General features: G+C 69.0%; 22 protein-coding genes. 14 read left to right on the forward strand and 8 right to left on the reverse strand.

Annotated elements, in window-relative coordinates; genetic code table 11:
- Window positions 1–6 precede the first annotated feature (6 nt).
- From DFQ15_RS03425 to DFQ15_RS03455, 7 genes are all read right to left on the reverse strand, one after another.
- Window positions 7–1,680: a UxaA family hydrolase gene (locus tag DFQ15_RS03425; protein ID WP_110464626.1), complete on the reverse strand. Its 1,674-nt coding sequence runs from the start codon at window positions 1,678–1,680 to the stop codon at window positions 7–9.
- 38 nt (window positions 1,681–1,718) lie between these two features.
- Window positions 1,719–2,852, reverse strand: a complete 1,134-nt coding sequence (locus DFQ15_RS03430) for a lactonase family protein (RefSeq protein ID WP_110464627.1) — start codon at window positions 2,850–2,852, stop codon at window positions 1,719–1,721.
- A gap of 28 nt (window positions 2,853–2,880) precedes the next feature.
- Window positions 2,881–4,176 (reverse strand): TRAP transporter large permease, encoded by a 1,296-nt coding sequence (locus DFQ15_RS03435; protein WP_110464628.1) that lies wholly within the window; start codon window positions 4,174–4,176, stop codon window positions 2,881–2,883.
- Between the two features lie 120 nt (window positions 4,177–4,296).
- The gene (locus tag DFQ15_RS03440) at window positions 4,297–4,785 is read right to left on the reverse strand and encodes a TRAP transporter small permease (RefSeq protein ID WP_110464629.1); all 489 of its coding nucleotides are present in this window, start codon (window positions 4,783–4,785) and stop codon (window positions 4,297–4,299) included.
- A gap of 132 nt (window positions 4,786–4,917) precedes the next feature.
- Window positions 4,918–5,883 carry a TRAP transporter substrate-binding protein gene (locus DFQ15_RS03445; protein ID WP_110464630.1) on the reverse strand — a complete coding sequence of 322 codons (966 nt, stop codon included), beginning with the start codon at window positions 5,881–5,883 and terminating at the stop codon, window positions 4,918–4,920.
- Window positions 5,884–5,939: 56 nt separating this feature from the next.
- The gene (locus tag DFQ15_RS03450; RefSeq protein ID WP_110464631.1) at window positions 5,940–6,848 is read right to left on the reverse strand and encodes an SMP-30/gluconolactonase/LRE family protein; all 909 of its coding nucleotides are present in this window, start codon (window positions 6,846–6,848) and stop codon (window positions 5,940–5,942) included.
- A 49-nt stretch (window positions 6,849–6,897) separates the two neighbouring features.
- Complete coding sequence (locus DFQ15_RS03455; protein WP_110464632.1) at window positions 6,898–7,749, reverse strand: NAD-dependent epimerase/dehydratase family protein; 852 nt, start codon at window positions 7,747–7,749, stop codon at window positions 6,898–6,900.
- A gap of 147 nt (window positions 7,750–7,896) precedes the next feature.
- Between DFQ15_RS03455 and DFQ15_RS03460 the strand changes: the two genes are divergently transcribed.
- The 6 genes from DFQ15_RS03460 to DFQ15_RS03485 all read left to right on the forward strand — a co-directional run bounded on the left by DFQ15_RS03460 (window position 7,897) and on the right by DFQ15_RS03485 (window position 14,296).
- The gene (locus DFQ15_RS03460; protein WP_233504249.1) at window positions 7,897–8,658 is read left to right on the forward strand and encodes a FadR/GntR family transcriptional regulator; all 762 of its coding nucleotides are present in this window, start codon (window positions 7,897–7,899) and stop codon (window positions 8,656–8,658) included.
- A 145-nt stretch (window positions 8,659–8,803) separates the two neighbouring features.
- Window positions 8,804–9,778, forward strand: coding sequence for a Bug family tripartite tricarboxylate transporter substrate binding protein (locus DFQ15_RS03465; RefSeq protein ID WP_110464633.1), 975 nt, complete (start codon window positions 8,804–8,806; stop codon window positions 9,776–9,778).
- 181 nt (window positions 9,779–9,959) lie between these two features.
- Window positions 9,960–10,877: a 5-dehydro-4-deoxyglucarate dehydratase gene (gene kdgD, locus DFQ15_RS03470; RefSeq protein ID WP_110464634.1), complete on the forward strand. Its 918-nt coding sequence runs from the start codon at window positions 9,960–9,962 to the stop codon at window positions 10,875–10,877.
- Window positions 10,878–10,925: 48 nt separating this feature from the next.
- A complete protein-coding gene (locus DFQ15_RS03475) occupies window positions 10,926–11,384 on the forward strand; it encodes a nuclear transport factor 2 family protein (protein WP_110464635.1) in 459 nt (152 codons plus the stop codon).
- A 67-nt stretch (window positions 11,385–11,451) separates the two neighbouring features.
- Window positions 11,452–12,798: a glucarate dehydratase gene (gudD, locus tag DFQ15_RS03480; RefSeq protein WP_110464636.1), complete on the forward strand. Its 1,347-nt coding sequence runs from the start codon at window positions 11,452–11,454 to the stop codon at window positions 12,796–12,798.
- 49 nt (window positions 12,799–12,847) lie between these two features.
- Window positions 12,848–14,296: an aldehyde dehydrogenase family protein gene (locus DFQ15_RS03485; protein WP_110464637.1), complete on the forward strand. Its 1,449-nt coding sequence runs from the start codon at window positions 12,848–12,850 to the stop codon at window positions 14,294–14,296.
- Between the two features lie 24 nt (window positions 14,297–14,320).
- Here DFQ15_RS03485 and DFQ15_RS03490 read toward each other — a convergent pair whose 3' ends face one another.
- Entirely contained in the window at window positions 14,321–15,328 is a 1,008-nt protein-coding gene (locus DFQ15_RS03490) for a LysR family transcriptional regulator (protein WP_110464638.1), read from the reverse strand.
- A gap of 308 nt (window positions 15,329–15,636) precedes the next feature.
- Here DFQ15_RS03490 and DFQ15_RS03495 point away from each other — a divergent pair, with 308 nt between their 5' ends.
- From DFQ15_RS03495 to DFQ15_RS03530, 8 genes are all read left to right on the forward strand, one after another.
- The gene (locus DFQ15_RS03495; protein WP_110464639.1) at window positions 15,637–16,686 is read left to right on the forward strand and encodes a 4-hydroxythreonine-4-phosphate dehydrogenase PdxA; all 1,050 of its coding nucleotides are present in this window, start codon (window positions 15,637–15,639) and stop codon (window positions 16,684–16,686) included.
- Window positions 16,687–16,728: 42 nt separating this feature from the next.
- The gene (locus tag DFQ15_RS03500) at window positions 16,729–17,916 is read left to right on the forward strand and encodes an L-rhamnonate dehydratase (protein ID WP_110464640.1); all 1,188 of its coding nucleotides are present in this window, start codon (window positions 16,729–16,731) and stop codon (window positions 17,914–17,916) included.
- A 9-nt stretch (window positions 17,917–17,925) separates the two neighbouring features.
- Complete coding sequence (locus DFQ15_RS03505; protein ID WP_199399804.1) at window positions 17,926–18,729, forward strand: cytochrome b561 domain-containing protein; 804 nt, start codon at window positions 17,926–17,928, stop codon at window positions 18,727–18,729.
- Complete coding sequence (locus DFQ15_RS03510; protein ID WP_110464641.1) at window positions 18,719–19,828, forward strand: ABC transporter ATP-binding protein; 1,110 nt, start codon at window positions 18,719–18,721, stop codon at window positions 19,826–19,828. The genes DFQ15_RS03505 and DFQ15_RS03510 overlap by 11 nt, the downstream gene beginning before the upstream one ends.
- 30 nt (window positions 19,829–19,858) lie before the next feature.
- Window positions 19,859–21,193: an ABC transporter substrate-binding protein gene (locus tag DFQ15_RS03515; RefSeq protein ID WP_110464642.1), complete on the forward strand. Its 1,335-nt coding sequence runs from the start codon at window positions 19,859–19,861 to the stop codon at window positions 21,191–21,193.
- 89 nt (window positions 21,194–21,282) lie between these two features.
- Window positions 21,283–22,173, forward strand: a complete 891-nt coding sequence (locus DFQ15_RS03520; protein WP_110464643.1) for a carbohydrate ABC transporter permease — start codon at window positions 21,283–21,285, stop codon at window positions 22,171–22,173.
- On the forward strand, window positions 22,170–23,039 hold the full coding sequence (locus DFQ15_RS03525; RefSeq protein ID WP_110464644.1) for a carbohydrate ABC transporter permease: 870 nt from the start codon (window positions 22,170–22,172) through the stop codon (window positions 23,037–23,039). Before DFQ15_RS03520 ends, DFQ15_RS03525 begins: the two co-directional genes overlap by 4 nt.
- Before the next feature lie 76 nt (window positions 23,040–23,115).
- On the forward strand, window positions 23,116–24,525 hold the full coding sequence (locus DFQ15_RS03530; protein ID WP_110464645.1) for an extracellular solute-binding protein: 1,410 nt from the start codon (window positions 23,116–23,118) through the stop codon (window positions 24,523–24,525).
- Window positions 24,526–24,541 lie beyond the last annotated feature (16 nt).

The raw sequence follows: 24,541 nt of genomic DNA on the forward strand, positions 1-24,541 counted from the left end.
CGCGGCTCAGGTGACCGGCGCGGGGTTGAACAAGACGAGCTGGTTGTGGAGCTTCCAGTGCTCGGCCCAGGTCTTCTTGCGGCCGCTGGCCACGTCCAGCATCAGCCGGAACATCTCCCAGCCCACGTCCTCGATGCTCTTGGCACCGGTGGCGATGGTGCCGGCGTCGATGTCCATCAGGTCGTGCCAGCGCCGCGCCAGGTCGCTGCGCGTCGCCACCTTGATGACCGGCACCTGGGCCAGCCCGTACGGCGTGCCGCGGCCGGTGGTGAACACGTGCAGGTTCATGCCGGCGGCCAGCTGCAGCGTGCCGCAGATGAAATCGCTCGCAGGCGTGGCGGTGTAGAGCAGGCCCTTCTGCCGGGCCTTCTCGCCGGGCGAGACCACGCCGGTGATCGGCGACGAGCCCGACTTGACGATCGAGCCCATCGCCTTCTCGACGATGTTCGACAGCCCGCCTTTCTTGTTGCCGGGCGTGGTGTTGGCGCTGCGATCGACCCGGCCCTTGTCCAGGTAGGCGTCGTACCACGCCATCTCGCGGATCATGGCCGCGGCCACTTCGGGGCTGCTGGCGCGCGAGGTGAGCTGGTCGATGCCGTCGCGCACCTCGGTCACCTCGGAGAACATCACCGTGGCGCCGGCGCGTACCAGCAGGTCGGTGCAGAAGCCGACGGCCGGGTTGGCGGTGACGCCGCTGAAGGCGTCGCTGCCGCCGCACTGCACGCCGACGACCAGCTCGCTGGCCGGCACCGTCTCGCGGGTGCGGGCGTCGAGCCGCTCCAGGTGCTCCTCGGCCTGCCGCATGATCGATTCGATCATCGACATGAAGCCGACGTGCGCATCGTCCTGCAGGCAGACCACGTCGAGCTTGGTCTCGGCGCTGGCGCCCACGTCGGCCACGTTGCGCTCGTCGGTACCTGCCTGCCCCCGCTCACCTGCGGAGGAGAGCACCCCCCGAGGGGGTGCGATGCCGCCTTGGGAGCGGCCCGGCGGCGGCATCATGGCGAAGCTGCCGGGTGGCAGCAGCCGCTCGGGCTGCAGCTTTTCGCAGCCCAGGCTCACCACCATCACCTCGCCGCCGAAGTTGGGGTTGAGGCTGATGTTGCGCAGCGTGCGGATCGGGATGATCGCGTCGGGCGCATCGATCGCCACGCCGCAGCCGTAGGTGTGCTCCAGCGCCACCACGTCGTCGACGTTGGGAAAGCGTGGCAGCAGCTCGGCCTTGATGCGCTGCACCGCGAAGTCGGTCACGCCGGCCACGCACTGCACCGTCTGGGTGATCGCCAGGATGTTGCGGGTGCCGACCGAGCCGTCGGCATTGCGGAAACCTTCGAAGGTGAAGCCTTCGAGCAGCGGCTGCGGTTCGGGCTTGACGGTGGCGATCGGCAGGCCTTCGAGCGAGAGCGCGTCGGGCATCTGCAGAAGCCGCTCGTGCACCCAGGTGCCGGCGGGCAGCGGCTGGATCGCGCGGCCGATGACCACGCCGTAGCGCAGCACCGCGCCGCCTTCGGCGATATCGACCAGCGACACCTTGTGGGCCTGGGGCACCCGGTCGCGCAGCACCAGGCCGTCGGCCAGCACGGTGCCGGCGGGCAGGCCGCCGTCGTTGGCGACGATGGCCACGTTGTCGGCCGCGTGCATGCGGATGGTGAGAGGGGCGGACGTGGGAAGCGCAGTCATTTTTTGGGGCGGCAGGAACGCGTGGGGCAGGAGGGATGTCAGGGCAGGTCGACGATCTCGACCCAGTTGGGATTCTTGCCCGCCGCCACCCGCGTGGGGGTGCCGGGCACACCGGTGGAAGGGTCTATCGGGTGCAGCGACACGCTGTGCGAATCCTGCCCCGCGGCCACCAGGAAGCGGCCCGACGAATCGACCGCGAAGCCGCGCGGCGTCTTCTCGGTCGGCACCTGGCCCAATGGCGTCAGCCGGCCGTCGGCGGCATCGACCCTGAAGCTGGAAATGGTGCTGGAGGTGCGCTCCGACGCGTACAGCGTGCGGCCGTCGGGCGACAGGTGCAGGTCGGCCGCCCAGGGCTTGCCGGTGAAGCCGGCCGGCAGGGCGGTGCTGCGCTGCACCGCGCGCAGCGTGCCGCGGGTGGCGTCGTACTCCATCGTGTGCAGCGCGGCGTCGAGCTCGTCGAGCAGGTACAGGTAGCGCTGCGACCGGTCCCAGACGAAGTGGCGCGGGCCGGATTTCTCGGGCGCGACGGTGGTCAGCGCCGGGTCGTTGGCGGTGAGGCGGCCGGTGGCGGCGTCGAACTTCCAGCTCGAGAGGTTGTCGCCGCCCAGGCTGGTGGCGAAGACATAGCGGTTGGCCGCGTCCGCATGGATCGCATGGGCGTTGGGCGCGGTGGGGAGGGTCTGCACCACCGGGCCGGGCAGGCCGTCGGCGCCTATGCCGTTGACGGTGATCTTGTGGCCGCCGTAGGAGGCGGCGAACAGCCAGCGGCCGGTGACGTCGGTGTCGATGTTGGCCATGCTGTCGGCCAGGGGCGCCTCGCCGCGTGGGGTCAGCGTGCCGGTGGCCGGGTCGATCGCCAGGCTCACCACCCGGTAGGGCTGCGAGCGCAGGGCGACGTACAGGGTGCGCTTGTCGGGCGACAGCGCCATCGGCATCGCCTGGCCGCCGAGGGGCACGGTCTGCAGCGGAAGCAGCACGCCGGCGGCACGGTCGAGCGTGTAGACCGACAGGTCCTGGCTGTCGGCGTTCGAGACGTAGACCCGGGTGCCGGTGACCGGCGCCGCCAGCGGGCCGGAGCCGCCGCCGGAGGCGAACAGTGCGGCACCGGCGATGGGCGCGAGGCACCAGGCGGCACGCCGGCGGATGGTGGTGGGAGCAGAACGAAGGGGCATGGGATATCTCCTGTCGGTACCGGTCGGATCACTTGACCGCCATGAACATGCCGGGCAGCCACATAGAGAACGCCGGCACGAAGGTGACCAGCAGCAGCGCGAAGACCAGCGCGCCGTAGAACGGCCAGATGGTGCGCATCACCTCGCCCACCGACACGCCGCCGATGGCGCAGCCGACGAACTGGGTGGTGCCGACCGGCGGCGTGTTCAGGCCCAGCGCGCAGTTGATCAGCAGCACGATGCCGAACTGCACCGAGCTCATGCCGTACTGCTGCGCGATCGGCAGGAAGATGGGCGTGCAGAGCAGGATGGTCGCGGCCATGTCCAGGAACGTGCCCAGCAGGAAAAGGATCACGTTGATCATCAGGAAGATCATCCACGGCGTGGTGGTGATCTGCGAGAGCATCTGCCCGGTGAGTTCGGCCACGCCGTAGAGGCTGATCAGGTAGCCGAAGGTGCTGGAGATGCCGATCAGCAGCAGCACCACGCCGGTCGTCTTCACCGCCTTGGCCGCGGCCTTGATGAAGTGCTCCCACTTCAGGGTGCGGTAGAGCAGCACGGTGAGCGCCAGCGCGTACAGCACCGCCACCGCGGCCGACTCGGTCGCGGTGAAGATGCCCGACAAAATGCCGCCCAGTATCAGCACCACCACGAACAGGCCGGGCAGGGCCGCGGCCAGCGAGCGGGCCACGATGTGCCAGCCCGGGAAGGTGCCGGCCGGGTAGCCGCGCTTGACCGCCACGAAGTAGGCCGCGGCCAGGTTGCTGACGGTGAGGATCGCGGCCGGCACCAGCGCCGCCAGGATCAGCGCCGCGATCGACACCTTGCCGCCCGCGGCCAGCGAATAGATGATCAGGTTGTGGCTGGTGGGCATCAGCGCGCCGACCAGGGCCGCGTGGGTCGTCACGTTGACCGCGTAGTCGGCGTGGTAGCCCTCCTTCTTCATCATCGGGATCATCACCGCGCCCATGGCCGAGACGTCGGCCACCGGCGATCCCGACACACCGCCGAAGAGGGTGCAGGCCACCACGTTCGACATGCCCAGGCCGCCGCGCACATGGCCGACCAGGTTCTTGGCCAGCGCCACGATCCGGTCGGCGATGCCGCCGTAGAGCATCAGCTCCCCTGCGAAGATGAAGAACGGGATCGCCAGGAACGAGAAGATGCCCATGCCCGAGGTCATCTGCTGGAAGCCGACCTCCAGCGGAAGGCCTTCGTAGGCGAGCGTCGCGAGAGCCGACAGCCCGATCGAGAACGCGACGGGTACGCCGAGCACCAGCAGCAGCGTGAAGGTGACGCAGAGAATCAGAAGAGGAATGGTCACGGCAGTACCTGGCCTATGAATTTTAAGAAGTACCGCAGAGCCGGCTTTGCCGGGCTGCTGGTGCTGCCCGCTGCGAGGGGGTCGGCGGCCACACGAAGTGGGCGAGCCTGGGGGTGTGCTTCATGACCAGGAAGGAGCAACTTCCTGGCCGCGAGCCAGGGCGATGATGTGCTCGACCGAGAACATCACGATGAGGACGCCGGCGATCGTCGCGGGCACGTATTTCCAGCCTTCGGACAGCGGCAGCGTGGGCAGGCGGTAGTCCCAGACCGACTGGGCGAGCGAGGCGCAGTTCCAGGCCATCGCCGCGCCGAAGACCAGCACCAGCGCGTGGATCAGGAATTCCATCTTGATGCGCACGCCCTCGGGCGCCAGCACCAGGAAGGATTCGAGACCGATGTGGCCGGCGTCGCGCACGCCGACGGCCACGCCGAACATCGTCACGTAGAGCACCAGCAGCAGGGCCAGGCTCTCGGCCCAGGTGGGCGTGTCGTTGAGCACGTAGCGGCCGAACACCTGCCAGCTGACCGCGCAGATGAGCGCGACCAGTCCGGCGATGCCCAGCCACATGCAGGCGCGGGCGAGCGCGCGGCAGAGTCGGGTGTACATGGATTGCTGTCCGAAAAAATTGGAGGTGGTGCGCCCATCCAGGAACACCGCGGAACCGGCTTCGCCGGGCCGCAGGTGTTGCCCCCGGTAGGGGGTTGGCGGCTACACGCAGTGAGCAAGCCTGGGGGCGAGCTAGTCCGCCTGCGCCCGCTTGACCAGATCTTTGAGTTTTGCGTCGGTAATGAACTTGTCGTAGACCGGCTTCATCGCGGCCTGGAACGGGGCCTTGTCGATCTCGAAGAACTCGGCGCCGCCGGCCTTGGCGGTGTCGAACGACTTGATCTCGCGCTCGGCCCAGAGCTTCCTCATGTGCGGCACCGATTCCTTGGCGGCCTGGCGCACCTGTGCCTGCTCCTCGGCCGAGAGGCGGTCCCAGGCGCGCTTGGAGAACAGCAGGATCTCGGGCGCCATCGAGTGCTCGGTCTTGGTGTAGTACTTGGCCACCTCGAAGGCGCGCGAGCTTTCGTAGGTGGGGTAGTTGTTCTCGGCGGCGTCGATCAGGCCGGTCTTCAGGCCGGTGTAGACCTCTCCCTGCGGCATCGGCGTGGCGTTGGCGCCCATGGCTTCCATGGTGCTCACCCACAGGTCGGATTGCTGCACCCGCACCTTCAGGCCCTTCATGTCGGCGATGCTCCTGACCGGCTTCTTGGCGGTGAACACCGAGCGCGAACCGCTGTCGTAGAAGGCCAGGCCGACGAAGCCCTGCTTCTCACAGGCCTTCAGGATTTCTTCGCCCACCGGGCCGTCGAGCACCTTGTGCATGTGGTCGACCGACTTGAAGAGGAAGGGCATGGTCGGCACCAGCGTCTCGGGGCAGATGTTGTTCATCGCGCCGACGTTGATCCGCACCATCTGCAGCGCGCCGATCTTGGCTTGCTCGATGGTGTCCTTCTCGCCGCCGAGGGCGCCGTTGTTGTAGACCCGCACCGTGTTCTTGCCGCCGGAGAGCGCCTTCAACCGCTCGCCCATGAACTTGACGGCTTCGACGGTGGGGTAGCCGTCGGGGTGGATGTCGGCCGAGCGGAACTCGTTCGCCTGGGAGGTCAGCGGCGCCAGGACCGCGATGGACAGTGCGAGGAGGGTGCGGTGGAATTTCATGCTTGTCTCTGTTTTTGCGTAGTGATGAAACGGTGGAAGGAAACGGGAACGGTGTTTTATCCGCGGCAGGCAGGCTCCGGAAGGCCCTGCACGCCGGGGCGCAGCGCGAAGACGCCGCCGGCCAGCGGCTGGTCGGACAGGTCGCCTACAGGGCGGATCGAGGTGACGAAAAGCGTGTCGAGCCCCGCGCCGCCGAAGGCGCACATCGCGGGCTTCTTGACCGGCACCGCCAGGGAGCGGTCGAGCCGGCCGTCGGGCGTGAAGCGGTGCACCAGGCCGGCGTCGTTTCCGCAGATCCAGTAGCAGCCGTCGGCATCGACCGCGGCGCCGTCGGGCCGGCCGGGCAGGGCGGTCATGTCGACGAAGACCCGCCGGTTCGACGGGGTGCCGGTGTCGGTGTCGTAATCGAAGGCCCAGACGGTCTGAACGTTCGGATGCGAATCCGACAGGTACATCGTCCGGCCGTCGGGGCTGAAACCCAGCCCGTTGGGCACGATCAGGGGCGAAATCGGCCGGTAGCCGTCGATCCGCGCCGACTTCTTGCTATCGAAATCGTAGCGATACAGCGTGCCGACCGGTGCGGCGGCCGCCATGTCGAGCAGCATGGTGCCGGCCCAGAGCCGGCCCCGGCGGTCGCAGCGGCCGTCGTTGAAGCGCATGCCGGGGCGGGCGTGCTCCACCGTCGCCAGCGGGTCGAAGCCCAGGGTGCCGTCGTCGTGCGGCTGCAGGTGGAACAGGCCCGTCTCGGAGCCGGCGACCCAGCCGCCGCCGTGGGCGTCTTCGCGGCGGGCGATGCAGGCCAGCATCTCGGGCGCGGTCCAGTGGCGGGTGGCGCCGTCGGCCGCGTTCCAGCGGTGCAGGCGGCGGGCCGGAATGTCCACCCACCAGAGCGCCTGGCCGCGCACGTCCCAGACCGGGCTTTCACCGGTGGCGCAGCGCGCGTCGAGCACGAGTTCCGCGGTCATCGGTCGTCTACCGGACGGTGGGCGGGGGCGGAATGCGGCGGGGGCCGGATCACGATTCGAACGGGCCGGCCTGGGTGAAGGCGCCGCCCTGGTAGACCGCGACCGCATCGGTCGGCGCCGGTGCCGGCTGACGCTCGACCTTGGCGCGGAAGACTTCCGACGTGTCCTGCGGCGTCCAGCCCAGGTGCGCGGCGGCATGGTTGTCCCACCAGACATCGCGGTTGGCCGACGCGCCGTAGACGACGGTGTGGCCGACGTCGGCCGCGAACAGACAGCAGCGCACCAGCTCGGTCAGGTCGCGGTAGCTGAGCCAGGTGCTCATCATCCGGCGGTCGCGCGGTTCGGGGAAGGACGAGCCGATGCGGATGCTGACCGTCTCTATGCCGTAACGGTCGAAGTAGAACTGCGCCAGGTCCTCGCCGTAGGACTTCGACAGGCCGTAGTAGCCGTCGGGCCGGCGCGGGCAGTGCGCGTCGAGCTTTTCGGTCTGGCGGTGGAAGCCGACCACGTGGTTGGAACTGGCGAACACCACCCGCTCGACGCCGTGGCGGCGCGCGGCTTCGTAGAGGTGGAAGGTGCCGCGGATGTTGGCCTCCAGGATTTCCTCGAACGGCCGCTCGACCGACACGCCGCCCAGGTGCACGACGGCGTCGCAGCCGGCGACCAGCGCATCGACCGCCTGCTTGTCGGCCAGATGGCAGGGCACCACTTCCTCCCGCGGCCCGGCGGCCGGTTCCAGGGCGGCGATGTCCGACAGGCGGATCACCTCGGCGAAGGGCCGGAGCCTTGCGCGCAGCTCCTTGCCGAGGCCGCCCGCGGCACCGGTGAGCAGCAGCCGCCGCAGGGTACGGGTGGCGGGCGCTTGTGCGGCGACGGCCTTCGGGTTTGTCTCTTCTGTCATAGGCGGTGCGAGGCTTTTTTTATGGACGAACGGGATATGTCATCTGTTGTCGTACAACGCTCGGATCATTATCATCAGGCAATGTCGAACATGTCAACGGTGGTTTCGACGGGGTCCACCCCCCCGGCAGACGCGGTGCCGTGCCTCATGGCGGGCGGAGCCGTGCGACAGCGCAAGCGTTCCCGCGGCCTGGCGCACGACCTGGTCGAAGACATCGGCGGCCGCATCCGTGCGAGGATGCTGGTGCCGGGCGACAAGCTGCCGACCGAGTCGGCCATCGTGCAGGCCTACGGCGTGAGCCGCACCGTGGTGCGCGAAGCGATCTCGCGGCTGCAGGCGGCGGGCCTGGTGGAGACGCGCCACGGCATCGGCACCTTCGTGCTCGAGTCCCGTCCCGGCGGCATCTTCCGGCTCGATCCCGCGGACATTCCCACCTCGATCGACGCGATCGCGGTGCTGGAGCTGCGGGTGAGCCTGGAGACCGAATCCGCCGGCCTGGCCGCGGCGCGGCGCTCCGAGCAGCAGCTGCGGGCGATGCGCGACGCGCTCGACGAGTTCGAGCGCAACGTCGCCATGGCCCAGGGCGACACGGTGTCGCCCGACTTCCGGTTCCACCTGGAGATCGCGAAGGCCACCGGCAACCGTTATTTCGCAGACATCCTGGGCCACCTGGGGTCGGCCCTGATCCCACGCACCCGCATCACCGCCACCCGGGTGCCGCAGGAAGACCAGTCGCACTACCTGCACCGGGTCAACCGCGAGCACGAGGAGATCTTCAACGCGATCGCCCGGGGCGACGCCGAGGCCGCCCGCGCCGCGATGCGGATCCACCTGACCAACAGCCGCGAACGGCTGCGCCGCGCCCGCGCAGCCGCGCAGTCGGACACCGGCCTGCCCGCCGTCGAATAGCCGCAAACCCCGCGAACCTTGCGGGGGTTTGCACCGAGTGTATTTTTTACCGGATGGTTGTACGATGACTGATGACAAGCGGTGCGACAGGCGCCGCGTTCCATCCGGACCCCGGAGCCCGTGCATCGCTTCAAGGAGACACGACATGAGCATTTCCCGCCGCGCCCTGCTGGGCTCTTCCGCGCTGGCCGCCCTCGGCGCCGGCGTCGCCGTGCAGGCCGCCGACACCTGGCCCGCCCGCCCGATCAAGCTGATCGTGCCGTACCCGCCGGGCGGCTCCTCGGACATCATCGCCCGCTCGATCGGCCAGTCGCTGTCGGAGGCGCTGAAGCAGTCGGTCATCGTCGAGAACAAGGCCGGTGCCAACGGCAACCTGGGCGCCGACTTCGTCTCCAAGTCGCAGCCCGACGGCTACACCCTGCTGCTGTGCGACGTGGGCGCGCTGGCGATCAGCCCCTCGGTCTACACCAGGCTGCCGTTCGATCCGTCGAAGGACCTGCGCGGCGTGACGATGCTGGCGTACTCGCCGCACCTGCTGGTGGTGCATCCGTCGGTCAAGGCGTCGAGCCTGCAGGAGCTGGTGGCGCTGTCGAAGACGTCCGACCTGAACTTCGCCGTCACCGCCTCCGGCAGCGCGCCGCACCTGGCCGGTGTGGCGCTGCAGCGCGCCACCGGCGCCAGGTGGGAATACGTGCCCTACAAGGGCGGCGTGCAGTCGATCCAGGACACGGTCGCCGGCCAGACGCAGATCCTGATGAACGGCATGCTGGCCACGCTGCCGCACGTGCAGAGCGGCAAGCTCAAGCTGCTGGCCGTCTCCAAGGGCACCCGCATGCCGCTGGTGGGCGACGTGCCGACCATCGCCGAGCAGGGCGTACCGGGCTTCGAATCGGGTACCTGGCAGGGCGTGATGGTCGCCAAGGGCACGCCCGACGCGCTGGTCGCCCGCCTGAACCAGGAACTGATCAAGGTCATCCGCACCCCCGAGATCCGCTCGCGCCTGGCAGGCCAGGGCGCCGAGGTGGTGACGATGGCACCGGCCGAGCAGGAAGCGTTCTTCAACAAGGAGCGCGCCCGCTGGTCCAAGGTGGTGAACGACGCCCAGATCAAGCTGGACTGAGAAGGCGCGAGAGGACCTACTGCGCAGCCCGATTGCGCACCTGCCGTCCTCACCGTACGGGAGTACGGCTCCGGTCCTCGCCGCACACTCGGGCTTGCTCGCTACGGTTCTTTCACGCCTTCTGCCCGCCCTTTTCCATTTCCATTTCCATTTCCTGAAACCTCAACACCACGCACACACCATGAGCTCCACTCCGCAAGAACTCAAGTCGATCATGGGCTCCGGCCTGCTGTCGTTCCCGGTCACCGACTTCGACGCCCAGGGCGACTTCGACGCCAAGGGCTATACCAAGCGCCTCGAATGGCTCGCGCCCTACGGCGCCTCGGCCCTGTTCGCCGCCGGCGGCACGGGCGAGTTCTTCTCGCTGACGCCCGACGAGTACCCCACCATCATCAAGACCGCGGTCGACGCCTGCGCCGGCACGGTGCCGATCATCGCGGGCGCCGGCGGTCCGACCCGCCAGGCGATCCAGTTCGCCCAGGCCGCCGAGAAGGCCGGCGCGCACGGCATCCTGCTGATGCCGCACTACCTGACCGAAGCCGGCCAGGACGGCCTGTACAACCACGTCAAGGCGATCTGCGACAGCGTCGACTTCGGCGTGATCATCTACAACCGCGCCCAGGCCCGCTACAGCCCCGAGACGCTTGCCCGCCTGGCCGACGCCTGCCCGAACCTCGTCGGCTTCAAGGACGGGGTGGGCGACATCGAGGCGATGGTCTCGGTCTACCAGCGCATGGGCGACCGCTTCAGCTACCTGGGCGGCCTGCCCACGGCGGAGGTGTATGCCGCCGCCTACAAGGCCCTCGGTACGCCGGTGTACTCGTCTGCCGTCTTCAACTTCATCCCCAAGACGGCGATGGCGTTCTACGAGGCGGTGCGCACCGACGATCTGGCCACGCAGCACCGCCTGTTGAAGGATTTCTTCATGCCCTACCTGGACATCCGCAACAAGATGGCCGGCTATGCGGTGAGCATCGTGAAGGCCGGCGCCACCATCGTCGGCCACGGCGCCGGCCCGGTGCGCCCGCCGCTGAGCGATCTGAAGCCGGCGGAAGTGGAAGAACTGAAGGCGCTGATCGACAGGCTCGGCCCGCAGTGAACGCTGCACCTTCGCAGCGCGCGTCATAAAAACCAACAGGAGACAAACATGTTCCACAAGACAGCGATCGCCCTCGTATTCACCGCCGCGCTGGCGGCCTGCTCGGCGATATCGCAGGGCGGCGGCAGCGCGTCCGCCGACGGCGGTGCCGGCGCCGCTGCCGCGGCCGAGAAGCTGCGCGTCGCGATGGTCGACCCGACCCGCCCGGCGCTCGATGCGCTGGTGGCCGACGACCTGAGCTACGGCCACTCCGGCGGCAAGGTCGACACCAAAGCCAGCTTCATCTCGGACCTGCTCGACGGCAAGTCGGACTTCGTCACCATCGCCATCACCGACCAGACGGTGAAGGTAGTGAAGGACGTGGCCCTGGTGCGCCACACCCTGTCGGCCCGGACCAACGACAGCGGCAAGCCCGGCAACGTGACGATCAAGATCCTGCAGGTGTGGCAGCAGCAGGGCGGCCAGTGGAAGCTGCTGGCCCGCCAGGCGGTGCGGCCGCCGGTGTGAGCCCCCGGGCGCCCGGAGATTCCGGGCGGCTCCTTTCCCGTTTCCCCCTTCGCGTCCACCGACCGCCATGACCGCCACCGCCATCGCCCGCAGCACGCCCACCATCACCGACCTGCGCGTCGTGCCCGTCGCGGGCCGCGACGGCATGCTGCTCAACCTGAGCGGCGCGCACGCGCCGTTCTTCACCCGCAACCTGCTGATCCTGACCGACAGCAGCGGCGCCACCGGCGTCGGCGAGGTGCCCGGCGGCGAGAAGATCCGCCAGACGCTGGAAGACGCGCGCGGCCTCGTCGTGGGCCAGCCCGTCGGCGACCACCACGCCATCCTCAACCGCATGCGCGCACGTTTCGCCGACCGCGACAGCGCCGGCCGCGGACAGCAGACCTTCGACCTGCGCATCGCGATCCATGCGGTGACGGCCGCCGAGTCGGCGCTGCTCGACCTGCTGGGCCAGCACCTGGGCGTGCCGGTGGCGGCCCTGCTCGGCGAAGGCCGGCAGCGCGACAAGGTGCGGATGCTGGGCTACCTGTTCTACCTGGGCGACCGCAATAAGACCGACCTGCCCTATGCGAGCGAGCCCGACCAGGCCGATGACTGGCTGCGCCTGCGCCACGAGGAGGCCATGACGCCCGAGGCGATCGTGCGGCTGGCCGAAGCCACCCACGCCCGCTACGGCTTCCAGGATTTCAAGCTCAAGGGCGGCGTGCTGCGCGGCGAGGAGGAGGTCGAGGCGATCCGCGCGATCCACGAACGCTTTCCCGATGCCCGCGTCACCCTCGACCCCAACGGCGGGTGGCTGCTGAAGGACGCGGTCCGCCTGGCCCGCGACATGCAGGGCGTGGTCGCCTATGCCGAGGACCCGTGCGGCGCCGAGGGCGTGTTCAGCGGCCGCGAGGTGATGGCCGAGTTCCGCCGCGCCACCGGCCTGCCCACCGCCACCAACATGATCGCGACCGACTGGCGCGAGATGGCGCATGCGCTGTCGCTGCAGTCGGTCGACATACCGCTGGCCGATCCGCACTTCTGGACGATGGCCGGCTCGGTGCGGGTGGCGCAGTTGTGCCAGACCTTCGGGCTGACCTGGGGCTCGCATTCCAACAACCATTTCGACGTGTCGCTGGCGATGTTCACCCATGTCGGCGCGGCCGCGCCGGGCCGCGTCACCGCGATCGACACCCACTGGATCTGGCAGGACGGCCAGCGCCTGACCAAGGCGCCGCTGCAGATCGAGGGCGGTTATATCGAGGTGCCGAAGAAGCCCGGCCTGGGCATCGAGCTGGACATGGTCGAGGTCGAGAAGGCGCACCAGCTCTATTTGCAGCACGGCCTGGGCGCCCGCAACGACGCGCAGGCGATGCAGTTCCTGGTGCCCGGCTGGACCTTCGACCCGAAGCGGCCCTGCCTGGTGCGCTGAGCGCCCATCGCGTGCCGCATCCGTCAAAAATCAACCGACAGGAACCCTCATGAGCGAATTCGACAACCTGGTCAACGGCGAATGGACGGCCGGCGTGTCCCTGAGCGAGAACCGCAATCCCTCGAACCTGGCCGACGTGGTGGGCCGCTACGCCCAGGGCGATGCGGCGCAGGTCGATGCCGCGGTGCGGGCCGCGCTGGCCGCCTTCCCGGCCTGGTCCACCAGCGGCATCCAGGCCCGCAGCGACGCGCTCGACAAGATCGGCACCGAGATCCTGGCGCGCCGCGAGGAACTGGGCACGCTGCTCTCCCGCGAAGAGGGCAAGACCCGGCCCGAAGGCATCGGCGAGGCCACCCGCGCCGGCCAGATCTTCAAATTCTTCGCCGGCGAATGTTTGCGCCTCTCGGGCGAGACGATTCCGTCGGTGCGTCCCAACATCGGCGTCGAAGTCACCCGCGAGCCGATCGGCGTGGTCGGCCTGATCACCCCGTGGAACTTCCCCATCGCGATCCCGGCGTGGAAGATCGCCCCGGCGCTGGCCAACGGCTGCTGCGTGGTGCTCAAGCCCGCCGACCTGGTCCCCGGCAGCGCCTGGGCGCTGGTCGACATCATCCACCGCAGCGGCATCCCGGCCGGCGTCTTCAACCTGGTGATGGGCCCCGGCCGCGTCATCGGCGACGCACTGGTCAACCACGACGGCATCGCCGCGATCAGCTTCACCGGCTCCACCGGCGTCGGCAAGCGCATCGCCGAGCGCTGCGTGCAGACCCACAAGAAGGTGCAGCTGGAGATGGGCGGCAAGAACCCGCAGATCGTGCTGGACGACGCCGACCTGGCCCAGGCCGTCGAGCTGAGCGCCCAGAGCGCCTTCTACTCCACCGGCCAGCGCTGCACCGCATCCAGCCGCCTGATCGTCACCCAGGGCATCTACCCGAAGTTCATCGAGGCGCTGAAGGCGCGGATGGGCAGGATCAAGGTGGGCGATGCGCTCACCGCGGGCACCGACATCGGTCCCGTCGTCAGCCAGTCGCAGCTGGAGCAGGACCTGAGCTACGTCGAGATCGGCAAGGCCGAGGGCGCCACCGTCTACGCGGGCGGCGGCCGGGTGGCCTGCCACACCGGCAGCGGCCACGACGGCTACTTCATGGCCCCGACGCTGTTGACCGACACCACCCAGGCCATGCGCGTCAACCGCGAAGAGATCTTCGGCCCGGTCGCCAGCGTCATCCAGGTCAAGGACTACGAGGAAGCGCTCGCGACGGCAAACGCCACCGAGTTCGGCCTGTCGGCCGGCATCGCCACCACCGGCTTGAAGTACGCGACCCACTTCAAGCGCCACAGCCAGGCCGGCATGGTGATGGTCAATCTGCCGACGGCGGGGGTGGACTACCACGTGCCGTTCGGCGGTCGCAAGGCCAGCAGTTACGGCCCGCGCGAGCAGGGCAGGTACGCGCAGGAGTTCTTCACCGTGGTGAAGACGGCCTACACCCTGGCGTAATATCGGTTGCTATCGAAAAGATAGCTACTGGTCGGCGAAGGGCTTGCGCTGCAGGCCCTTTTTCTTTGGAAGTGCCGCCGCAGGGGCGGCAGGCGCATCGACCGCCGCGGCCGGTGCGTGCAGCAGCTCCACGAAGTGCCGCAGCGCTGCCGAGGCCGGCCGGTCGCTGCGCACGATGCTGCCGTAGGCGGCCAGCCGGTTGCGGATGGGACAGGGCAGCACCCGCAGCAGGCCGTGCTCCGCATAGCGTCCGGCGATCGACCAGGGGATCACCGCCACCATGTCGGTGCGGGCGATCAGGTCGGTGGTGGTGAGGATCGACGCGGTCTCGACCAGGCCCGGCGGCAGCGGCAGGTGGTGGGCGGCGAATTCCTGCTCCATCGCCTCGCGCATCGGGCTGCCGGCGGGCTGCAGGATCCAGGGATAGGCCTGCAGTGCGGCGAACGTCACCGTGCGCGCCCTGGCCAGCGGATGGCTCACCGCGACCACCACCGACAGCCGCTCGTCCGACAGCGGTTCGAACACGCAGTCGCCGCCGGTGCCGCCCGGCATGCGCCCGATCACGACGTCGAGCCGGCCCTCGCGCAACTGCTCCATCAGCCGGTCGCTGGTCCCCACCGAGATCTCCACCGACAGCAGCGGGTACAGCGCCTTCAGGCGCACCAGCGCCAGCGTCAGGTCGGCCGGCGAGGCCGCCATGATGCTGCCGATGAACAGCTTGCCGGCGCTGCCCAGGCGCAGGCCCTGCAGTTCGCGCCGCAGCGCCTCCAGTCCGCCGCGCATGCCGCGGAAGTATTCGGTCACGCAGGCGCCGGCCGCATTGACCCGCAGCCCGCGGCCCACCCGGTCGAACAGGCGGTAGCCCAGCGTGTCCTCCAGCTCGTGGAGCATCTTGGTGGCGGCGGGTTGGGTCATGCCCAGTTCGGACGCGGCCGCGCGCAGGGTGCTGCGCTCTTCGATGGCCAGTACCAGGGCCACCTGGCGCATGCGCATGCGGTTGAGCAACCGGGGAACGGCGTCGGTGAAGGGCATTGTTTCGATAGCCTGAGGTGATCGATCCATCAGCTATTTTCATTGTACGGAATGCGTCCGGCTTCCTACGATGGCGCTCCGGACCGTGCACACCGAAAGGCACGCGGGAGACAAGACATGACCCGCTCCTCGCCATTGCCGCCCTGGCCTTCGCCCAGGTGGCGCCCCTCGGCGCATCCGTCCGGTCCGCGCCGCGGGACTGGCGACGCGGGCGCGGTTCATCGCCTTCCACGACGCCGAGTCCAAGCGCTGCGGCGACGTGATCCGCAAGAACAACATCAGGCTCGACCGAGCCCGGAGCCCTCCCCATGACCACCACCGCAGAACGTCCCGTCGTCGCGCTCACGCTCGGCGATCCCGCCGGCATCGGCGCCGAACTCGTCGCCCGGCTGCTCGCCTGGCCCGAGGCCGCGCAGCGCGCCAATATCGTGCTGGTCGGCGACCCGTGGCTGTGGGAAGAGGGCCAGCGCATCGCCGGCGTGCGGGTGTCGACCGATGCCGTCGCATCGCTCGACGCGGTGCGCGACCGGGCCGACGGCGCCCGCCCGGCCTTCCTGGCGATGGACACGGTGGCGCAGGCCGAGGTGGTGCGCAGCCGCGCGCAGGCCATCGGCGGCCGCTCGGTGCTGCGGGTGCTCGACCTGTGCATGGACGCCGCCCTGGCCGGCGCCCTCGACGCGATCTGTTTCGCCCCGCTCAACAAGCAGGCGATGAAGATCGGCGGCATGCGGCACGAGGACGAGCTGCACCACTTCGCCGAGCATCTGGGCGTGACCGGCTACTTCTGCGAGTTCAACACGCTGGGCGACCTCTGGACCTCGCGCATCTCGTCCCATGTGCCGCTGAAGGACGTCGCGGGCTACCTGAGCGTGGAGCGCATCCAGCAGGCCGCCGAGCTGATCTACCGCTCGCTGCTCGCAAGCGGCGTGGCGCAGCCGAAGGTGGCGATCGCGGCCTTCAATCCGCACGGCGGCGACGGCGGCGTCTGCGGCCGGGAGGAGGTGGACATCATCGTGCCGGCGGTGCAGGCGCTGCAGACCCGCGACTGGCCCACCGACAGCCCGTTCCACGGCCCCTTCCCGGCCGACACCGTCTTCCTGAAGGCCCGGGCGGGCGACTACCAGGCCGTCGTGACCATGTACCACGACCAGGGCCAGATCGCGATCAAGCTGCTGGGCTTCTCGCGCGGCGTCACGGTGCAGGGCGGCCTGCCGATCCCGATCACCACGCCGGCGCACGGCACCGCCTACGATATCGCCGGCCAGGGCCGGGCCAGCGTCGAGGCGATGTCGCACGCCTTCCGGATCGCCTGCCGCATGGGGGCCGCCCAGCGTCGCAAGGCCCGCGTCGCCGCCTGACCGCGGCCCCGTACGTTTCCACCGTCCAGCCCCCGCATCGCCATGAAAATCAGCTCCGTGCGTGCCCGCGTGTTCCAGTGGAAGGGCAAGACCGTGCCGCCGCAGGGCAACTTCTGCTCCAACGCGATGGACCTGCTGTATTCGCCCGCCGAGAGCATGAGCACCTTCCGCTTCCACTCGTGGACGGTGGTGGAGATCGAGACCGACGACGGCATCGTGGGCCTCGGCAACGTGGCGCTGGCGCCGAAGATCGCCAAGGCCATCGTCGACGAGTACCTCGCGCCGCTGGTGCTGGGACAGGACCCGTGGGACTACGAATACCTGTGGCAGCGCATGTACCGCGCCACCCACGCCTGGGGCCGCAGGGGCGTGACGATGGCGGCGATCTCGGCGGTCGACCTGGCCCTCTGGGACATCCTGGGCAAGAGCGTGGGGAAGCCCGTGTTCAAGCTGCTCGGCGGCCGCACCAAGGAAAAGATCCCCTGCTACTACTCGAAGCTCTACCGCACCGACTTGAAGGCGATGCAGGACGAGGCGCAGAAATTCCTCGACCAGGGCTTCAAGGCCTTCAAGATGCGCTTCGGCTACGGCCCGGCGCACCTGCAGCACGGGGTACGGGAGAACATCAAGTCGGTCGAGGCGGTGCGCGAGGTGATCGGCTACGACACCGACCTGATGCTCGAGTGCTACATGGGCTGGAACCTGGAGTACGCCAAGCGCATGCTGCCCAAGCTCGCCAGGTTCGAGCCGCGCTGGCTGGAGGAGCCGGTGATCGCCGACGACATCGACGGCTATGCCGAACTCAACGCGATGAACATCATCCCGATCTCGGGCGGCGAGCACGAGTTCGGCCTCTACGGCTTCAAGCAGCTGCTCGACAGGAAGGCGGTCGGCGTCGTGCAGTACGACACCAACCGGGTCGGCGGCATCACCGCGGCGCACAAGATCAACGCGCTGTGCGAGGCGTTCAGCGTGCCGGTCATCCCGCATGCCGGCCAGATGCACAACTACCACCTGACGATGAGCACCCTGGCCTCGCCGATGGCCGAGTACTTCCCGATCTTCGACGTGGAAGTGGGCAACGAGCTGTTCTGGTACATCTTCGACGGCGAGCCGATCGCCGAGAACGGTTTCCTGCAGTTGAAGGACGACGTGCCGGGCCTGGGCCTCTCGCTCAAGACGGAGTACCTCGACCAGTTCGACATCGTCACGGTGCATGACACGCTCTAGTCGGCCGCCATGGACCTCGCCGCCTGCCTGCCCTGGCTGCTGGCCCCCGCCAGCGGGGCCGCCGAACACCACCTCGCCCCCTGGGCCGCGTGGCACGGCCGGCTCATGGTGCTGGCCTGGGCGGTGCTGCTGCCGCTGGGGGTGCTGGTCGCCCGCTTCTTCAAGGTGATGCCGGGACAGGACTGGCCCCGGCGGCGCGACCACAAGGCCTGGTGGCATGCCCACCGCACCCTTCAGACGGCCGGCCTGGCGGCGATGGCCGCCGCCCTGTGGCTGGCCTGGGGCCGCGGCGGCGGCGCGACGGCCGCAGCGCGCTGGCATGCCGGGATGGGCCTGGCGGTGGCGGTGCTGGGCGCGCTGCAGGCGCTCGGCGGCTGGCTGCGGGGCAGCAAGGGCGGGCCGACCGATCCGCGCGGCATGCGGGGCGATCACTACGACATGAGCCGCCGCCGCATCGTATTCGAGCTGCTGCACAAGGGCCTGGGCTACCTCGCCCTGCTGCTGGCGGTGGCGACGGTGGCGCTGGGCCTGGCGGTGGCCGATGCGCCGCGGTGGATGTGGCTGGGCGTGGGCCTGTGGTGGATCGCGTGGGTCGTAGCGTTCGCCGTGCTGCAAAGGCAGGGGCGCTGCATCGACACCTACCAGTCGATCTGGGGCCCCGCGAACCTTCACCCCGGCAACCGAAGGCCGCCCATCGGATGGGGCGTGCGCCGCCAGGACTCCGCTATGGATCCTTCGCTTTTTAGAACATGGCGGTCAATGCCGCAGGCATCCGATCGCAAAATTCGCTACATACGGCACGATGACACATGACAAGAATGGCTCCTGTGACGACGTCGCGGGACTCGAATTGCAAGGCGTCGTCAAGCGTTTCGGCGAAGTGACGGTGGTGCAGGCGATGGACCTGCGGGTGCGCGCCGGCGAGTTCGTGGTGCTGCTGGGCGAGTCGGGCTGCGGCAAGTCGACCACCCTGCGGATGATCGCCGGCCTGGAGACGACGACCCAGGGCCGCATCCTCATCGCGGGCCGCGACGTGACCGACGCGCCGCCCAAGCAGCGCGACATCGCGATGGTGTTCCAGAACTACGCCCTGTACCCGCACATGGACGTGGCCGAGAACATGAGCTTCGCGCTGCGGCTGGCCGGCACGCCGCGCGCCGAGATCGACCGCCGGGTGCAGGAGGCGGCCCGCATCCTCGACATGGGCCACCTGCTGCGGCGCAAGCCCAAGGAGCTGTCGGGCGGCCAGCGCCAGCGGGTGGCGATCGGCCGCTCGATCGTGCGGGAGCCGGCGGTGTTTCTGTTCGACGAGCCGCTCTCCAACCTCGACGCCAAGCTGCGCGGCCACATGCGGGCCGAGTTGGCGGTGCTGCACCAGCGGCTCGGCAAGACCACCGTCTACGTGACCCACGACCAGGTCGAGGCGATGACGCTCGCCTCGCGCATCGTGATCTTCGACAAGGGCCTGATCCAGCAGGTCGGCACGCCGCGGGAGGTGTTCGACCGCCCGGCCAACCTGTTCGTCGCCGGCTTCATCGGCATGCCCACGATGAACCTGCTACCGGCCACGGTGCGCGCCGACGGCGGGCTGCAGGGCGAGGGGTTCCTGCTGCCGTCGCCGGGCGCGCCCGGCCCGGCCGCCGGTGCCGAGGTGGTGGCCGGTGTCCGGCCCCAGGCGCTGCGCATCGCCGACGACGCGCCGCCGGCCCTGCGCATGCAGGTCGCGATGGTCGAGTACCTGAGCACCGAGAGCGTGCTGGTCGGCCATCTCGACCACCACCCGACCACCCGGCTTGCCGCGGTGGTGCCGGGCCACCGCACCGATCTGGTCGGCTCCACCGTGCCGCTCGCGGCCGACCCGGCGGCCCTGCATGTCTTCGACCGTGCCACCGGCCGCAATCTCGCCGCCTGACCCCCTGAAAACCATCCTCCAGGAGACCCCATGCAACGTCGCGACATCGTCCGGGCCGGCGGCCTGTCCCTTTTCGGCGCCGTGCTGCCCTTCGGCAGCAGCCGGGCCCAGGACCGCTATGCCAAGTACCGCGGCCAGAGCGTGGTCGTCAGCGTCCCGGCGCATCCGCACTACGAGGCGATGCTCAGGCTGCTGCCGGCCTTCACCAGGGAAACCGGCATCAAGGTCGAGGTCGACAAGCTGCAGATCCTGCGGATGAAAGACAAGCAGCTGCTCGAGATGGCCAAGCCCCAGGGCGACTACGACCTGGTGAGCTACGTGGTGATGTGGAAGGGCGAGTACGTCAAGAAGAACCTGGTCCGCGAGCTGGAGCCGTTCATGAAGAACCCCGCGCTGGCCGACCCGGCCTTCGACCTGCAGGACATCGTGCCCGCCTACCGGGAGAACATCGGCCTGGTCGGCGGCCCGCGCGGCTATCTGGCGGGCGCCGGGGCCAAGCTCTACGGCCTGCCCTACGGTGCCGAGACCTCGATCCTCGCCTACCGCCACGACATCTTCGCCAGGCACGACCTGAAGCCGCCGCAGACCTACGCCGAGCTGCAGGGGCTGCTGCCGATCCTCCAGGCCAGGCAGGGCATCGGCGCGCTCACCTCGCGTGGCCAGGCCGGTCACCAGTGCGTCCACGCCTGGCTGCTGCACCTGAACCCGCTGGGCGGCAAGGTGTTCGACGCCGACTGGCGGCCGCGCTTCAACGACGAGGCCGGCGTCAAGGCGCTCGCCTTGCTCAAGCAGGTCTCCGACACCGGCCCGGCCGGTATCCCGAGCTACGGCCAGGGCGAGATGATGACCGCCTTCCTGCAGGGCCAGGCGTCGATGTACCTCGATTCGACCATCGTCTTCGGCCAGGTCAACGACCCGGCCCGGTCCAGGATCGCGGGCAAGGTCGGCTACGCGCTGCATCCGAAGGGCGCTCGGTACGCGTCGCAGTCCGGCGGCCTGGGCCTGGCGATTCCGCGCAACGCCAAGAACGCGGACGCGGCCTTCTTGCTGATGCAGTGGCTGACCTCCAAGCAGCAGGACGTCGCGGTGGCGAAGGCCGGCGGCGTGCCGATCCGCGACAGCACCCTGGCCGACGCCGACCTGGTGCGCCAGTACCCCGAGTACATCACCCTGCGCGAGCAGCTCAAGTACTCCGACCCCGACTGGCGGCCGATCATCCCCGAGTGGGACGAGATCAACATCCAGGCGCTGGGCGTGGCGATCTCCGAAGCGCTCACCGGCAAGAAGACGCCGAAGGACGCGCTCGACGGCGTGGTGCCGAAGGTGACCGAGATCATGCGCCGCGGCGGATACCTCAAGGCCTGAACCGCCGGCAGGTCGATTGCTATGGTTTCTGTAGATGAAGGTCGGCGCGCGGCGCCGGCTGCAGACCTCTTTCTTGCGAAAGTTTCACGATGAAAACACCCGCCTGGGTGCCGCTCGTCTACGTCGGCCCCGCGGCCGTCGTGATGGCGGCGGCCTGCCTCTATCCGGTGCTGTCGGCGCTGCAACTGGGCTTCTACGACTGGAGCATCGGCACGCCCTGGTCCGACGCCCGCTGGGTCGGCCTGGAGACGTTCCTGCGCACCCTGCAGGACCCGGCGGTCTGGCGCTCCCTGCGCATCACGCTGCTGTTCGCCTTCGTCTGCGTCACCGCCGAGATGGTGCTGGGCATCGCGCTGGCCCTGGCGCTGGAGGACCGGCCGGGCCGTCCGCTGCGCGGCGTCGCGCTGTTCCGCATGCTGTTCATCCTGCCGATGATGATCGCGCCGATCGCGGTGGGCCTCACCTGGCGCTACCTGTTCGATGCGCAGTTCGGGCTGGTCAACGCGCTGCTCGGCGTGTTCGGGGCGCAGCCGGTGGCCTGGCTGGCCAACGAGCATATGGCCTTCGCGGCCATCGTGATCGCCGACATCTGGCAGTGGACGCCTTTCGTCTTCATCATGATGATCGCAGCGCTCGCCAACGTCGATACCGCGGTGCTGGAAGCCGCCCGCATGGACGGCGCGAACTGGTGGCAGACCACCTTCCGGGTCAAGCTGCCGATGGTGATGAACGTGATCGTGGTCACGCTGCTGATGCGGCTGATCGACGCGTTCCGGGTGCTGGAGGTGGTCTACATCCTCACCTTCGGCGGGCCGGGCGACTCCACCGAAATCCTGTCGCTGCACATCTACAAGACGGCCTTCGTCGGCCAGCAGCTCGGTGCCGCCGCCGCCGTCTCGGTGCTGCTGCTGGCGGTCGTGGCGGGCCTCTCGTGGTTCGCGCTGCGCCTGTCCGACCCCCTGCATGAGGAGCGGCCATGAGCATCCTCGACCGCACGCACCCCGAGACCCTGCGTCCGGGCGTCCTGGCGGCGCGCCTCGGCGACCTGCTGCACTACGTCGCGCTGCTGGCGCTCGCCCTCTTCTGTGCGACGCCGATCGTGGTGATGTTCGCCACCTCGTTCAAGCTGCAGAGCGACCTGTTCACCCAGGGGCTCCATTTCGTCTTCGTGCCGACGCTGCAGAACTACCGCGACGTGCTGTTCGACGATCACTTCGACCGCTACCTGGTCAACAGCCTGGTGGTCGGCGTGGCCTCCACCGCGATCACGCTGCTGCTGGGCTGCATGGCCGCCTACGGGCTGGTGCGGCTGCGGTTCCGGGGCCGCAAGGCGATCGGATACACCACGCTGCTGCTGCGCACCGTGCCGCTGGCGGTGCTGGCGGTGCCGGTGTTCATGGTGTGGACGCGGGCCGGCATCGCCAATTCGCTCGGCGGGCTGGTGCTGCTCTACGTGGCGGTCAACCTGCCGTTCACCATCTGGCTGCTCTACGGCTTCATCCAGCAGGTGCCGGTGGAGCTGGAGGAGGCGGCGGCCATCGACGGCTGCGGCCCGCTCGCGGTGTTCTGGCGGGTCGTGCTGCCGCTGATCCGGCCGGGCCTGGCCGCCGCGGCGATCTTCACCTTCCGCATCGCCTGGAACGAATTCATCCTTGCCCTGGTGCTGACCGACCGCGCGACCCGTACCCTGCCGGTGGCCGCCTCGCTCTACGTCACCGATATCGGCGTCGACTGGGGCAAGGTCATGGCGCTCGGCAGCCTGATCGCGATCCCGCCGCTGGTCTTCACCTTCCTGGCCGCGCGCCAGATCATCACCGGCCTGACGGCGGGCGCGGTGAAGGGATGAGCACGGCTATGCGACGCGAGAGGCTCCGAGATGGTATCCAGTGGTAAATTGCCGAGCATCAACTAAGGAAAACTCCATGGAGCGACGGCATTTCCTCGCAGCCGGCATGACCGCTGCTGCTGCATCTGCATTGCATGCGCAGGATCTCTATCGACCGTACCGCGGCCAGAAGATCGTGGTCAGCTATCCCGGTCCGCATCCGCACTACGACGCGGCGCAGACCCTTTTCGACCGCTTCACCTCCGAGACCGGCATCTTGGTCGAGCGCGACCGTACGCCCTACCTCGACATGCACGACAAGCAGGTGGCCGAGATGCGGCGCCAGCAGGGCGGCTACGACGTTGTCACCTACCTGCTCACCTGGAAGAACGAGTATGCGCGGCGGGCCCTGTTGCGTCCTCTCGACGACATGTTGGTCGGCCCGCTGGCACAGCCGGGCTACGCGCTGCAGGACATCATCCCCGGCTACCTCGAATCTATCGGCCGGGTGGGCGGCCCGGGTAGCTATCTGCCCCGTTCGCCCGCGCAGCTCTACGGGCTGCCCTATGGTGCCGAGACCAGTGTGCTCGGCTACCGGCGCGACGTGCTGGAGCGGCTCAAGCTGCCGATTCCCACCAACTACACCGAGTTGCTGAGCGCCTGCGAGATGGTGCGCGACAAGGAAAAGATCGGCGGTCTGGCGTCTCGTACTTCGGCGGGCCACCAGATCGTCCATGCCTGGCTGCTGCACCTGACCCCGCACGGCGGCCAGGTGTTCGACGGCAACTACCACGCCGTGCTGCAAAACGAGGCCGGCGTGCGCGCTGCCGAGGTGCTGGCGCGCATCGTGCAGACCGGCCCCGAGGGCCTCGGCGCCAACGCCGGCTTCGGAGAAATGCAGGAGGCCTTCCTTTCGGGCCGCAGCGCGTTCTACCTCGACAGTCTGACGGTGATGAATCTGGCCCACGATCCGAAGCGCTCGCGGGTCGCCGGCAAGGTGGCGTATGCGATGCATCCCACCGCGCGCACCTGGTCGGGCCTGACCGGCGGCTTCGGCCTGGGCGTCCCGGCCAACGCGCGCAATCCCGAGGCGGCTTTCCTGTTCATCCAGTGGCTCACCAACAAGGAGAACGACCTGCGCGTGGCGGTCTCCGGCGGCAATGCCGGGCGCTGGTCCACCCTGTCGGATGCCGAGTTCCGCTCGCGCCGGCCGGAGCAGAGCATTTTGCCGTACGCATTGAAGATCGCCAACCCGGCCTGGCGGCCGCTGATCCCCGAGTGGGACACGATGGCCCGCGACGTGATCGGCCAGGCACTGCCCGACGTGCTGAGCGGCAAGCGCACCGCGGCGGCGGCATTGGCGGCCTGCGTAGCGCCGCTCGATGCGATGGTCGCCGCATCCGATTGGCGCAAGACGCGCACCGGCCGCGCCGCCGACGGGGACCCGGCCGCCGCCCAACACGTCGGTGCCGTGCCGGCCGCTTTTTCTTCTTCCTCCACCGCCTGACTTCCGCGCCTTCGGA

The sequence above is a fragment of the Xylophilus ampelinus genome, assembly GCF_003217575.1.
GTDB lineage: Bacteria > Pseudomonadota > Gammaproteobacteria > Burkholderiales > Burkholderiaceae_C > Xylophilus > Xylophilus ampelinus.

Excerpts from the sequence above, each read along its gene's own strand:
- DFQ15_RS03515 (WP_110464642.1), top strand. The coding sequence starts at position 19,859 with ATGCAACGTCGCGACATCGTCCGGGCCGGCGGCCTGTCCCTTTTCGGC.
- DFQ15_RS03460 (WP_233504249.1), top strand. The coding sequence starts at position 7,897 with ATGGCGGGCGGAGCCGTGCGACAGCGCAAGCGTTCCCGCGGCCTGGCG.
- gudD (WP_110464636.1), top strand. The coding sequence starts at position 11,452 with ATGACCGCCACCGCCATCGCCCGCAGCACGCCCACCATCACCGACCTG.
- DFQ15_RS03490 (WP_110464638.1), bottom strand. The coding sequence starts at position 15,328 with ATGCCCTTCACCGACGCCGTTCCCCGGTTGCTCAACCGCATGCGCATG.
- DFQ15_RS03445 (WP_110464630.1), bottom strand. The coding sequence starts at position 5,883 with ATGAAATTCCACCGCACCCTCCTCGCACTGTCCATCGCGGTCCTGGCG.
- DFQ15_RS03520 (WP_110464643.1), top strand. The coding sequence starts at position 21,283 with ATGAAAACACCCGCCTGGGTGCCGCTCGTCTACGTCGGCCCCGCGGCC.
- DFQ15_RS03475 (WP_110464635.1), top strand. The coding sequence starts at position 10,926 with ATGTTCCACAAGACAGCGATCGCCCTCGTATTCACCGCCGCGCTGGCG.
- DFQ15_RS03500 (WP_110464640.1), top strand. The coding sequence starts at position 16,729 with ATGAAAATCAGCTCCGTGCGTGCCCGCGTGTTCCAGTGGAAGGGCAAG.
- DFQ15_RS03450 (WP_110464631.1), bottom strand. The coding sequence starts at position 6,848 with ATGACCGCGGAACTCGTGCTCGACGCGCGCTGCGCCACCGGTGAAAGC.
- DFQ15_RS03440 (WP_110464629.1), bottom strand. The coding sequence starts at position 4,785 with ATGTACACCCGACTCTGCCGCGCGCTCGCCCGCGCCTGCATGTGGCTG.
- DFQ15_RS03465 (WP_110464633.1), top strand. The coding sequence starts at position 8,804 with ATGAGCATTTCCCGCCGCGCCCTGCTGGGCTCTTCCGCGCTGGCCGCC.
- DFQ15_RS03505 (WP_199399804.1), top strand. The coding sequence starts at position 17,926 with ATGGACCTCGCCGCCTGCCTGCCCTGGCTGCTGGCCCCCGCCAGCGGG.
- DFQ15_RS03430 (WP_110464627.1), bottom strand. The coding sequence starts at position 2,852 with ATGCCCCTTCGTTCTGCTCCCACCACCATCCGCCGGCGTGCCGCCTGG.
- DFQ15_RS03455 (WP_110464632.1), bottom strand. The coding sequence starts at position 7,749 with ATGACAGAAGAGACAAACCCGAAGGCCGTCGCCGCACAAGCGCCCGCC.
- DFQ15_RS03485 (WP_110464637.1), top strand. The coding sequence starts at position 12,848 with ATGAGCGAATTCGACAACCTGGTCAACGGCGAATGGACGGCCGGCGTG.
- DFQ15_RS03525 (WP_110464644.1), top strand. The coding sequence starts at position 22,170 with ATGAGCATCCTCGACCGCACGCACCCCGAGACCCTGCGTCCGGGCGTC.
- DFQ15_RS03510 (WP_110464641.1), top strand. The coding sequence starts at position 18,719 with ATGACACATGACAAGAATGGCTCCTGTGACGACGTCGCGGGACTCGAA.
- kdgD (WP_110464634.1), top strand. The coding sequence starts at position 9,960 with ATGAGCTCCACTCCGCAAGAACTCAAGTCGATCATGGGCTCCGGCCTG.
- DFQ15_RS03425 (WP_110464626.1), bottom strand. The coding sequence starts at position 1,680 with ATGACTGCGCTTCCCACGTCCGCCCCTCTCACCATCCGCATGCACGCG.
- DFQ15_RS03530 (WP_110464645.1), top strand. The coding sequence starts at position 23,116 with ATGGAGCGACGGCATTTCCTCGCAGCCGGCATGACCGCTGCTGCTGCA.
- DFQ15_RS03495 (WP_110464639.1), top strand. The coding sequence starts at position 15,637 with ATGACCACCACCGCAGAACGTCCCGTCGTCGCGCTCACGCTCGGCGAT.